Raw genomic sequence first — 11,341 nt, 5'->3', positions numbered from 1 at the left:
TGTGATAAACCCACACCCGAGGGGCCTAGAAAAACGTGCTTAGCATTTTTACTAATCTGCGTACGCCCTCCCGGCGCGGGGGGCGCGGGGCCCCGCCACGCGCGACGGAGTGGGGGTCGACCTTTTCGCCTGATTGCCGCTTGCCTGAGTTTCGCCGGGTTGTGCCTGTCTTGCCGTGGCGCGTTTAGCGAATGGCTTCCCCCACTCCGTCTCGGCTTCGCCGAGCCACCTCTCCCCCCTCCGGAGGGAGAGGAAAGGGGCCAAGGTTGGCGAACTCGCGCCTTCCTCTCCCCCGTCGATCGGGGGAGAGGAACCCAAGCTGGCTGCCGCCCCCGCCCTGTGCTAACCAACCCGCCATGGCACAGAAGAAAGCTTACGAGGTCGATGGTTGGCTGGCGCGGCCGGACCAGCGCATCTCCATTGTCCTGCTCTACGGCCCCGACCGCGGCCTCGTCTCGGAGCGCGCAAAGGCCTTTGCCGGCAAGAGCGGCCTGCCGCTCGACGATCCCTTCTCGGTGGTCCGGCTCGAGGGCTCGGAGGTCGATCGCGACGCGGGTCGGCTGCTCGACGAAGCCCGCACCGTGCCGATGTTTTCCGACCGGCGCCTGCTCTGGGTGCGCAATGCCAGCGGCCAGAAGGCGCTGGCCGACGACGTCAAGGCGCTGACGGCGGAGCCGGCGCGCGATGCGATCATTCTCATCGAGGCCGGCGATCTGAAGAAGGGTGTTGGGCTGCGCGCCATCGTCGAGGCCGCCGACAATGCCATGGCTTTGCCTTGCTATGCCGATGAAGCGCGCGACATCGACGCTGTCATCGACGACGAGCTGCGCAAGGCCGGCATGTCGATGACCATGGAGGCGAGACAGGCGCTGCGCCGCAATCTTGGCGGCGATCGGCTGGCCTCGCGCGGCGAGATCGAGAAGCTCGTGCTCTACGCCCATGGCCAGCAGGAGATCGGCCTTGAAGAGGTCAAGGCGATGTCGGGTGACGTTTCCGGCGCCTCTTTCGATGACGCGGTCGACGCATTGCTCGAAGGCAAGATCGGCGACTTCGACGCCGCCTTTACCCGGCATTGCCAGTCCGGCGGACAGCCCTTCCTGGTGCTGTCCTCGGCGATGCGGCAGTTGCAGCAGATCCAGGCCATGCGCGGCCAGATGGATTCGGGCGGCCGCAATGCGGCTTCCGTCGTTGCCGCCGCCCGCCCTCCGGTGTTTTTCTCGCGCCGCAAGCTGGTGGAGAAGGCGCTGGAGCGCTGGAGCACCGACGCGCTCGGCCGCGCGCTGATCCGGCTGCAGACGGCGGTCCTGCAGACGCGCCGGCGGCCGGATCTTTCCGTCGCGCTAGCGCGACAGGCGCTGCTTGGCATTGCGGTGGAAAGCAGCCGATTGGCGCAGCGCGCCTGATCTCCCCCCTTGAGGGGGGAGATGTCGCCAAAGGCGACAGAGGGGGTCGCCTGACGTGAGGCGCCGACCTCTTCTTTGCTTCCGCAAGGGCGTCGGCGCTTAATGTGAGGCGACCCCCTCTGGCCTACCGGCCATCTCCCCCTCAAGGAGGGAGATTCGCGGCTTCGCCGATTTCGCCAATCACCAACGCTGCAAAGAGAGAAGACCGGCAATCGCCAGTCATGCTCGTGCCGCTGACAATTCGCCGGCTAACTACCGCTCCTGCTTCAGCCTTCTGCACAGCTCATCAAGCTGCTCCAGCGAGCGATATGCGATGCGCAGCACGCCGCCCTTGCCCTTGTGTTCCACGGACACGATCATGCCGATCGTATCCGTCAACAGCTTTTCCAGCGCCAGCGTGTCGGGGTCTTTCTGCTCCGGACCCGGCGCCGGCCTGGCCTCTTTCGTGCTGCTGCTGCCGGCCGGCATCTGCGCCAGCGCCTCGGCCTGGCGCACCGAAAGGCCCTCTTCGACGATGCGCTTGGCAAGGCCAGCCGGATCTTCCGCCGTCACCAGCGTGCGGGCATGGCCTGCCGACAGCGCGCCGTCGACCAGCATGTCGCGGATCACCTCCGGCAGCTTGAGCAGCCGCAGCGTGTTGGCGACATGGCTGCGGCTCTTGCCGATCACCTGACCGAGATCGGCCTGGGTGTAGCCGTGCTCGTCGATCAGCTGCTGATAACCAAGCGCTTCCTCGACCGCATTGAGGTCGGTGCGCTGGACGTTCTCGATGATTGCCAGTTCCAGCGCCGTGCGGTCGTTGACCTCACGGATGATGACCGGGATCTCGGACAGGCCGGCGCGCTGTGCGGCGCGCCAACGCCGCTCGCCGGCGATGATCTCGTAGCGGCCGGCCTGCGTCGGCGAAGGCCGCGCCACCACCGGCTGGACGACACCATGCTCTCGGATCGACTGGGCAAGGTCCGTCAGTTCGGCGTCGCCGAAATGCCGGCGCGGATTTTTCGGGTTGGGGGTCAGGAACTCGATCGGCACCTTGCCGTCGGCGCTCATGCCGGGCTTTTCCGGCGCTGCCGGACGATCGATCTCGCCGATCAGCGCCGCCAGCCCACGGCCCAGTCTCTTCCTCGAAAGGTCGTCGCTCATCTTTGTTCCAAAGTCCCGTATATTCCAAGAAGCGATCGTTTCGGCCTCGAACCGACTTTAACTATGCATCCGATCTTATCAAGCGGCGCGCAATTTACGCTCGCGGCGGATCACTTCCGATGCCAATTGCAGATAGGCTTGGCTGCCCGAGCATTTGAGGTCGTAGAGGATGGCCGGCTTGCCGTAGGACGGCGCCTCGGACACCCGCACGTTGCGCGGAATGATGGTCTCGTAGACCTTGTCGCCCATATGCGCGCGAACGTCCTGCACCACCTGGTTGGCGAGATTGTTGCGGCCGTCATACATGGTCAGCACGATGCCTTGGATAATAAGCTCTGGATTGATCGAGCGGCGCACCTGCTCGACCGTCTCCAGCAACTGGCTGAGGCCTTCCAGCGCGAAGAACTCGCACTGCAGCGGCACAAGAACGGAATCGGCTGCCGCCATTGAATTCAACGTCAAAAGGTTGAGCGAAGGCGGGCAGTCGATCAGCACATAGCCAAACGGTGCCCCGCGCTCGGTCGCGGCGCGCAGCGCATTGCGCAGCTTGAGCACCCGGTCCGGCGCCGAGGCTATTTCCATTTCGATGCCAAGCAGGTCGAGCGTCGACGGCACGATCGACAGGCCGGGCACGGCTGTCGGGATGGCCGCGGCTTCCAGATCCAGCTCGCCTGTCAGCACATCATAGGACGAGACCGTCCGATCCTTGCGGTCGATGCCGAGGCCGGTGCTGGCATTGCCTTGCGGATCGAGATCGACGATCAGCACCTTTTCGCCGATCGCGGCCAGCGCGGTCGCCAGGTTGATGGCGGTAGTGGTCTTGCCGACGCCGCCCTTCTGATTGGCTACGGTGATGATTCGGGGGCCATTCTTCATCATGGGTCTATGCCAGAAATTCATTTTTCAGGTCGCTTCGGGTCGCCTGGAGCAGATCAGACAGGTCGCAAGTTCGACAATTCGAGAATGACGCCGCTAGCGTCGGTCACACTTGGATGTTCTACCAGATCGAAGGACCATCGGTGAACGCTTTCTTCCACTTCGGCGCGGTAATCCCGGCCTTTGTGAAACAGGCCACGCGCACCTGAAATCAGCCATGGCGCTGACAGGTCCAGCAGGGTCGAAAGCGAGGCGAGTGCCCGTGCCGTGACGATTTGCGGTGCCGAAACAAGCAGATGGCTATCATCGATGCGGCGCGCCACAACCCGCGCCGGCAGGCTGAACTGCCCGACGACGGCCTGCAGGAACGATGCCTTTTTGCGATTGCTTTCAACCAGATCGATGCTGGCGCCGTCACGCTCGGCAAGCAGGAAAGCCATGACAAGGCCGGGAAATCCGCCGCCAGACCCCAGATCTACCCAGCGCGTCGCATAGGGCTCGATTCGCGCCAACTGCGCGCTGTCCAGGATGTGACGCTGCCAGACATCGCCAGCCGTCGATTGCGCAACGAGATTGATGCTGCGATTCCATTTCTGGAACATCTGCTCGAATGCCACCAGCCGATCGAATGTTTCACGTGAAACCGGGCCTGCCGCGTCCTGCAGGCTCTTCCATGAAGAAGAAGTCACGCAACATCCCTTTGTGGACGCAGGGCGCTCTCCGCGTGGCGAACATGCGCGACAATGATCGCCAGCGCCGCCGGCGTCATGCCTTCCATGCGCTGGGCGTCGGCGATGGAGCGCGGCCGCCGCGCCTGGATCTTCTGCTTCAACTCGTTGGACAGGCCTGGTACGCCCGCGAAATCGACCGTCTCCGGGATCAGCCGGCCCTCCTCATGCCTGATCTGCGCCACATCCGTCTTCTGCCGATCCAGGTAAACCGAATATTTGGCTTCCGTTTCGAGGCGTTCCGCCGTCTTGCCGTCGATTTCCGCAAACCGCGAATCGACACCGGCCAGCCAGGCCACATCGACATCGGGATAGGACAGCAATTCATAGCCGGACCGGCGCACGCCATCCCGGTTGACCTCCAGCCCGTGCCGCGCCGCTTCATTGGGGGTCAGGGTGAGCGAGCGAGCCAGGTCCCGCGCGTCATCGAGGCGATGCATGACAGCCCCATAGCGCTGCATCCGCTGCGTCGAGGCGATGCCCAGTTTCGCAGCCAGGGGCGTCAGCCGCTCATCGGCGTTGTCAGCGCGCAGCGACAGCCGGAACTCGGCCCGCGAGGTGAACATCCGGTAGGGTTCGCTGATGCCGCGGCTGGTCAGATCGTCGACCATCACGCCGATATAGGCTTCGGTGCGGCTGAGCACGATCTGCTCGCTGCCTGACGCGCGCCGCGCCGCGTTGAGGCCGGCGAGCAAGCCTTGCCCGGCTGCCTCTTCATAACCGGTCGTGCCGTTGATCTGGCCGGCGAGGAAGAGGCCACTGATGCGCTTCGTCTCCAGCGTCTGGTGCAGCTCGCGCGGATCCACATGATCATATTCGATGGCATAGCCGGGCTGCAGCATGGTGGCGCGCTCCAACCCCGGAATGGTTTTCAACATATCGAGCTGCACATCTTCAGGCAGCGAAGTCGAAATCCCATTGGGGTAGACGGTATCGTCGTCGAGCCCTTCCGGCTCGAGGAAGATCTGGTGCCCGTCCCTTTCGCCGAACTTGACGATCTTGTCCTCGATCGAAGGGCAATAGCGCGGCCCAACGCCTTCGATCGAACCGGAATACATGGCGGAGCGGCCGAGATTGAGGCGAATCAGCTCATGCGTCGCCGTCGTCGTGCGCGTGATGCCGCAGTCGATCTGCGGCGTCTCGATGCGGTCCGTCAACAGCGAGAACGGCACCGGATCCTCATCCGCGGCTTGGCTACCCAGCGATGCCCAATCGATCGTCCGACCATCGAGCCGCGGCGGCGTACCGGTCTTCAGACGTCCGAGCTTGAAACCAGCCCGGTTCATCGTCGCAGACAGGCCAAGACTCGCCTGCTCGTTCATCCGGCCGGCGACGATCTTCTTCTCGCCGATATGGATGAGCCCGCGCAGGAAGGTACCGGTGGTCAGAACGACCGCGCCACAGGCAAGACGCCGGCCGTCGGCCAGGAGAACCGCCGCTATCTGGCCGCCGGCGATTTCGAAATCCAAAACCTCGCCCTCGACCACGTCGAGATCGTTCTGCTGCCGAATCGCTTCCTGCATGGCAAGGCGATAGAGCTTTCTGTCGGCCTGCGTGCGGGGTCCGCGCACCGCAGGACCCTTGCGGCGATTGAGCAGGCGGAACTGAATCCCGGCAGCATCCGCAACCCGGCCCATCAGGCCGTCCAGGGCATCGATCTCGCGAACCAGGTGACCCTTGCCGAGCCCGCCGATGGCCGGATTGCATGACATGACACCGATCGTGTCGAAGCGCAGCGTGACCAGGGCAGTTCTGGCACCGGCGCGCGCGGCCGCGCCCGCCGCCTCGCACCCCGCGTGGCCGCCGCCCACCACAACCACATCATAGTGATTGGTCATAACAAACTTCCCAGACTCGATTGAATGAGGGACACATGTCCCCGTAGGGCGGTGCTGTCAAGAAAACTCGGCAGCGAGTTTCACGTGAAACAAGGTGGAGGGGAGTTGCAGCGGTGTTTCACGTGAGTCATTTGCAGTGAGGCCGTTCGCTGCAGCCCTGCCAACTTTCGTCATCCACGGGCGGAGCGGGAGCGAAGCGGACGCGCAGACCCTAGGATGACGAGACGTTAAGCGTTTCCGCCAATTGCCAACGCGTGCAGTCCGCAGCGCCGTCAGGCCTCTGCGCCAGAAACCAACTCCTGTTCGAGGCCCACGGTTTCACGTGAGTCATTTCCCAATGCAGAACTGCGAAAAGATAACATCCAGCATGTCCTCGACGTCGATGGCGCCGACGATTCGGCCGAGACGGTCGGCTGCGAGCCGCAGTTCCTCGGCGCGCAATTCCTGTCCGACAGCCGGGCTGTCGATAGCCCGACGCAGATGGCGGTTGGTCTCGCCAAGCAATTCGACATGGCGCAGGCGCGATGGGAGGATATCGCCGGCGCTGCCGGCCGCCTCGGCGGCGCGACGGCCGATTTCCGCCAGCAATGCGTCCACGCCGGTCCCGGCCTTCACCGAGATGACAAGATCATAGTTCGCGGCCGCGTCGCTTGCCGCGCGACTATCCAGCAGATCGAGCTTTGTGCCGACCCGCAAGCTCGGCGCACCGGTCGGCAACGAACCGATGGGCCTGGGGTCCGCGACGTCCTGCAGCAGCAGCAGCAGATCGGCGCCATGTGCCTTGGCCCTGGCCTTCTCGATGCCGATGGCCTCGACCTTGCCCGGCGCATCGCGCAAGCCGGCCGTGTCGACCAACCGGACGCGAACCCCCTGCAGGTCGAGCACCACCTCGAGCAGATCGCGCGTCGTGCCGGGTTCATCCGTTACTATAGCGGCATCCCGCCGCGCCAGGGCGTTGAACAGACTCGACTTACCGGCGTTGGGCGCACCAAGGATAACCACCTCGAAGCCGTCACGGATGATTTCGGCAGCGCGAAATCCGGCGATGTGGCGATCGATCTCACCGATCATCGTCCGGACATCGGACCAGACCGTATCCGAAACGGAACCGGGGACATCGTCCTCATCGGCAAAGTCGATCTCGGCCTCGATCATGGCGCGAGCCTGGATCAACCGACGCCTCCAGCCAAGATAGAGTTCACTCTGGGCGCCCAGGGCATTTTGCACCGCGAAGCGCCGCTGAGCCTCGGTTTCGGCGTTGATGAGATCGGCCAGCGCCTCGGTCTCGACCAGGTCGACCTTGCCGTTAAGAAAGGCGCGGCGCGTGAATTCGCCAGGCTCGGCATGCCTGACGCCGTCGAAACCGGTGATCACCTCCAGCATCCTGGCCACCACGGCGCGTCCGCCGTGAACGTGGAATTCGGCGACATCCTCGCCAGTAAAACTGGCCGGTCCGGGAAAGAAAACGACCAGGCCGTTGTCGAGCACGGTTCCATCGCGCGCCCGCAGCCTGCGCAAAACCGCCGAGCGGTCCTTAACCGCGGCGCCGGCAATCGTTTCGACCACGAATCGAGTCTGCGAGCCGGAAATGCGGATGACGGCGACGCCCGCCGGCAGTCGACCGCTTGATAACGCAACGATGGATTCGCCTGAAATCATTTGCCCGCTTTGCTGAACCGCCCTACGTCCATATGACTACTCCCAACCGAGTTTGCCCATCGTGACGCTACCCGCACAAAACCTGCTTGCCGAAGAAGCCAGCCCCTACCTGCAGCAGCACAGCGGCAATCCCGTGCACTGGCGCGCCTGGTCGCCGGCTTCGCTTGAAGAGGCAAAGGTTCTGGACAGGCCGATCCTGCTCTCGGTCGGCTATGCCGCCTGCCATTGGTGCCATGTCATGGCGCATGAAAGTTTCGAAAACGACGACGTCGCCGCCGTCATGAACCGTCTGTTCGTCAATATCAAGGTCGACCGCGAAGAGCGCCCGGACATCGACCAGATCTATATGGCCGCACTCTCCTCGATGGGCGAGCAAGGCGGCTGGCCGCTGACCATGTTCCTGACCCCGGACGGCAAGGCATTCTGGGGCGGCACCTATTTCCCGCGCGAGCCGCGCTATGGCCGCTCTGGTTTCATCCAGGTGATGGAGGCGGTGGACAAGGCGTGGCGCGAGAAGAGGGCAAGCCTTAACCAGAGCGCCGACGGCCTGACGGCCCATGTCGAGGCGCGGCTCGCCGGTTCGCATGCAAGGACGGCACTCGACCGCGATGCGCTGGCGGAGCTTGCCAAGGGCATCGACAGCATGGTCGACCGCGATCTCGGCGGCCTTCGCGGCGCGCCGAAATTCCCCAATGCCCCGTTCATGCTCACGCTCTGGCTGTCCTGGCTACGCGACGGCAACGCCAGCCATCGCGACGACGTCCTGCTCAGCCTCGAACAGATGCTAAGCGGCGGCATCTACGACCATATTGGCGGTGGGCTCAGCCGCTACTCGACCGATGCCGAATGGCTGGTGCCGCATTTTGAAAAAATGCTCTACGACAACGCCCAGTCCATCCGGTTCTGCAACTGGGCCTATGCGGCGAGCGGCAACGAACTGTTCCGGCTACGAATCGAAGAGACGGTCGACTGGCTGCTGCGCGAAATGCGCGTCGAAGGGGGCGACTTTGCCACCAGTCTCGACGCCGACAGCGACGGCGAGGAAGGACTGTTCTACACTTGGAGCAGGGACGAAATAAAAGCCGCCCTCGGCGACGATTCCGCCTTGTTTTTCAAGCACTTCAACCTGTCCAGCCCGCATGGATGGGAAGGCAAGCCAATTGTCCACCAAACCCGCTCCCAACAGGCGCAAAGTGTGGTCGATCGGGAAGCCCTTAGGCCGCTCAAGACGAAACTTCTCACTGTGCGGGAAGAGCGTGTCAGGCCCGGCCTGGACGCAAAGACGCTGACCGACTGGAACGGCCTGATGATTGCAGCGCTTGCCGAGGCCGGTCGATCATTGGCCCGGTCTGACTGGATCGACGCGGCGGCAAAGGCCTTTGCCCATATCAGCGCCGCCAGCCGCGACGGCCGCTTGCCGCATTCGATGCTCGGCGCCAGGAAACTATTCCCTGCTCTGTCGAGCGACTACGCCGCCATGACCAATGCGGCGATCTCGCTGTTCGAAGCGTCAGGCGATTGGAGCTATATCGACCAGGCCCGCCAGTTCATCGGACAGCTCGATCGTTGGCACGCAGATGCCGAAGGAACAGGCTATTACCTGACCGCTTCGGATAGTGCCGACGTGCCGATCCGCATCCGGGGCGATGTCGACGAGGCCATTCCGTCAGCGACGGGCCAAATCATCGAGGCACTGGTCCGGCTGGCATCCGTCACCGGCGATCTCGACCTGCAGGAGAAAGCCTGGAAGGTCGCCGAACACGCTGCCGGCCGCGCAGCGCACCAAGCCTATGGCCAAGCCGGCATCGTCAACGCCTGCGCGCTGGCGATCGAGCCGCTCAAGCTGGTCATCGTCGATGCGCTGGACGACCCGAAGCTCGTTCCGGTTGCGAATCGAAACCCGGATCCACGCCGGGTGGATATTGTCGCGGCGATCGGTACGGCTGCGAATCGACCCATATTGCCCGGCGGAATCCTGCCGCCGACCGACAAGGCGGGTGCGTGGTTTTGTACGGGACAGGTTTGCCTGCCGGCGGTTACGGATGCTGGGGAGTTGGAGAAGCTGTTGAGGTGACACCCTCCCCCTTGTGGGGAGGGTCGGCTCGCGATCGTAGCGAAGCGTAGATCGTGAGACGGGGCGGGGGTGAATCGCCAACCTCGGTGCTGACCCCCACCCCGCTCCGCTGCGCGGATCGACCCTCCCCACAAGGGGGAGGGTAAGCTCCTACGTATTCATCGAATCGAAGAAGTCCGCGTTAGTCTTGGTCTGCTTGAGTTTGTCGATCAGGAACTCGATCGCATCGGTGGTTCCCATCGGCGCCAGGATGCGGCGCAGCACGAAAATCTTCTGCAGGTCCTGCTTGGAAACCAGCAAATCTTCCTTGCGGGTGCCGGACTTCAATATGTCCATGGCCGGATAGATGCGCTTGTCGGCCACCTTGCGGTCGAGCTGGATTTCGCAGTTGCCGGTGCCCTTGAACTCTTCGAAGATGACTTCGTCCATGCGGCTGCCGGTATCGATCAGCGCGGTCGCGATGATGGTCAGCGAACCGCCTTCCTCGATGTTTCGCGCGGCACCGAAAAAGCGCTTCGGCCGCTGCAGCGCGTTGGCGTCGACACCGCCGGTCAGCACCTTGCCGGATGACGGCACCACGGTGTTGTAGGCGCGGCCGAGGCGGGTGATGGAATCGAGCAGGATGACGACGTCGCGGCCATGTTCGACAAGGCGCTTGGCCTTTTCGATAACCATTTCGGCGACCTGCACGTGGCGAACAGCCGGCTCGTCGAAGGTCGAGGAGATGACCTCGCCCTTCACCGAGCGCTGCATGTCGGTCACTTCTTCCGGTCGCTCGTCGATCAGAAGCACGATCAAATAGCATTCCGGATGGTTGGCGGTGATCGAGTGGGCGATGTTCTGCATGAGAACGGTCTTGCCGGTACGCGGCTGCGCATTGATCAACGCGCGCTGGCCCTTGCCGATCGGCGCGACCAGGTCGATCACGCGCGCCGAGATGTCCTTGGTGGTCGGATTGTCGATCTCCATCTTCAGCCGCTTGGTCGGATAGAGCGGCGTCAGATTGTCGAAGTGGATCTTGTGGCGGATCTTTTCGGGATCGTCGAAATTGATCGTGTTGACCTTGAGCAGCGCGAAATAGCGCTCGCCCTCTTTCGGGCTGCGGATCGGCCCTTCGACCGTATCGCCGGTCTTCAGCGAAAAGCGCCGGATCTGCGACGGTGAAATATAGATATCGTCGGGACCTGGCAGATAATTGGCGTTGGCCGAGCGCAGGAAGCCAAAACCGTCCTGCAGCACCTCGACCACGCCGTCGCCGATGATCTCGACGTCCTGGGCAGCCAGCTTTTTCAGGATCGCGAACATCAGCTCCTGCTTGCGCATGACGCTGGCGTTCTCGACCTCGAGCGATTCGGCATAAGCGATCAGCTCTGGCGGTTTCTTGTTCTTGAACTCGGCGAGTTTCATTTCTTGCATAGACGGACCTTGAATAGATGGAGTCTGGGTAAGCTTTGGGAAAATATCGGCGGGATGCGACAAATGCCGGGCGCGGCCGAAGACACTGAGGGGCGGCGCATGACGGGAAGGAAGACCCGTCTTTTATCGTCGGTCGGTTGAAAGAGCAAGCTGCGTTTTGCGAGACCCGATAACGGCCCGCAGCGCATCATGCAGCTATTGTCC

General features: G+C 63.2%; 8 protein-coding genes. 2 read left to right on the top strand and 6 right to left on the bottom strand.

What is annotated here, in order from left to right:
- Nucleotides 1-356 precede the first annotated feature (356 nt).
- Nucleotides 357-1,403 (top strand): DNA polymerase III subunit delta, encoded by a 1,047-nt coding sequence (gene holA / locus NKH57_RS26000; protein ID WP_352948519.1) that lies wholly within the window; start codon nt 357-359, stop codon nt 1,401-1,403.
- A 252-nt stretch (nt 1,404-1,655) separates the two neighbouring features.
- Here the strand turns inward: holA and NKH57_RS25995 are convergent, their stop codons facing one another.
- From NKH57_RS25995 to mnmE, 5 genes are all read right to left on the bottom strand, one after another.
- A complete protein-coding gene (locus NKH57_RS25995; protein WP_352948516.1) occupies nt 1,656-2,546 on the bottom strand; it encodes a ParB/RepB/Spo0J family partition protein in 891 nt (296 codons plus the stop codon).
- A 78-nt stretch (nt 2,547-2,624) separates the two neighbouring features.
- Complete coding sequence (locus NKH57_RS25990) at nt 2,625-3,425, bottom strand: ParA family protein (protein WP_352605857.1); 801 nt, start codon at nt 3,423-3,425, stop codon at nt 2,625-2,627.
- Nucleotides 3,426-3,478: 53 nt separating this feature from the next.
- Nucleotides 3,479-4,111: a 16S rRNA (guanine(527)-N(7))-methyltransferase RsmG gene (rsmG, locus tag NKH57_RS25985; protein ID WP_352948513.1), complete on the bottom strand. Its 633-nt coding sequence runs from the start codon at nt 4,109-4,111 to the stop codon at nt 3,479-3,481.
- Nucleotides 4,108-5,988 (bottom strand): tRNA uridine-5-carboxymethylaminomethyl(34) synthesis enzyme MnmG, encoded by a 1,881-nt coding sequence (gene mnmG, locus NKH57_RS25980; RefSeq protein WP_352948511.1) that lies wholly within the window; start codon nt 5,986-5,988, stop codon nt 4,108-4,110. Before mnmG ends, rsmG begins: the two co-directional genes overlap by 4 nt.
- Before the next feature lie 327 nt (nt 5,989-6,315).
- Complete coding sequence (mnmE, locus tag NKH57_RS25975; RefSeq protein WP_352948508.1) at nt 6,316-7,647, bottom strand: tRNA uridine-5-carboxymethylaminomethyl(34) synthesis GTPase MnmE; 1,332 nt, start codon at nt 7,645-7,647, stop codon at nt 6,316-6,318.
- 61 nt (nt 7,648-7,708) lie between these two features.
- On the opposite strand from mnmE, the gene NKH57_RS25970 reads away from it, so the two are divergent.
- Complete coding sequence (locus tag NKH57_RS25970; RefSeq protein ID WP_352948505.1) at nt 7,709-9,721, top strand: thioredoxin domain-containing protein; 2,013 nt, start codon at nt 7,709-7,711, stop codon at nt 9,719-9,721.
- Between the two features lie 150 nt (nt 9,722-9,871).
- Here NKH57_RS25970 and rho read toward each other — a convergent pair whose 3' ends face one another.
- On the bottom strand, nt 9,872-11,137 hold the full coding sequence (gene rho / locus NKH57_RS25965; RefSeq protein WP_031261426.1) for a transcription termination factor Rho: 1,266 nt from the start codon (nt 11,135-11,137) through the stop codon (nt 9,872-9,874).
- Nucleotides 11,138-11,341 lie beyond the last annotated feature (204 nt).

This window comes from Mesorhizobium sp. M1050 (assembly GCF_040318715.1).
Taxonomy (GTDB): Bacteria; Pseudomonadota; Alphaproteobacteria; order Rhizobiales; family Rhizobiaceae; genus Mesorhizobium.
Note: the sequence above shows the minus strand (reverse complement) of the source record. Positions and strands in the feature narration are given on the sequence as shown.

What these genes read in the sequence shown, in the direction of transcription:
- holA (WP_352948519.1), top strand. Translation starts at nt 357, where the DNA reads ATGGCACAGAAGAAAGCTTACGAGGTCGATGGTTGGCTGGCGCGGCCG.
- NKH57_RS25995 (WP_352948516.1), bottom strand. Translation starts at nt 2,546, where the DNA reads ATGAGCGACGACCTTTCGAGGAAGAGACTGGGCCGTGGGCTGGCGGCG.
- NKH57_RS25990 (WP_352605857.1), bottom strand. Translation starts at nt 3,425, where the DNA reads ATGATGAAGAATGGCCCCCGAATCATCACCGTAGCCAATCAGAAGGGC.
- mnmG (WP_352948511.1), bottom strand. Translation starts at nt 5,988, where the DNA reads ATGACCAATCACTATGATGTGGTTGTGGTGGGCGGCGGCCACGCGGGG.
- mnmE (WP_352948508.1), bottom strand. Translation starts at nt 7,647, where the DNA reads ATGATTTCAGGCGAATCCATCGTTGCGTTATCAAGCGGTCGACTGCCG.
- rho (WP_031261426.1), bottom strand. Translation starts at nt 11,137, where the DNA reads ATGCAAGAAATGAAACTCGCCGAGTTCAAGAACAAGAAACCGCCAGAG.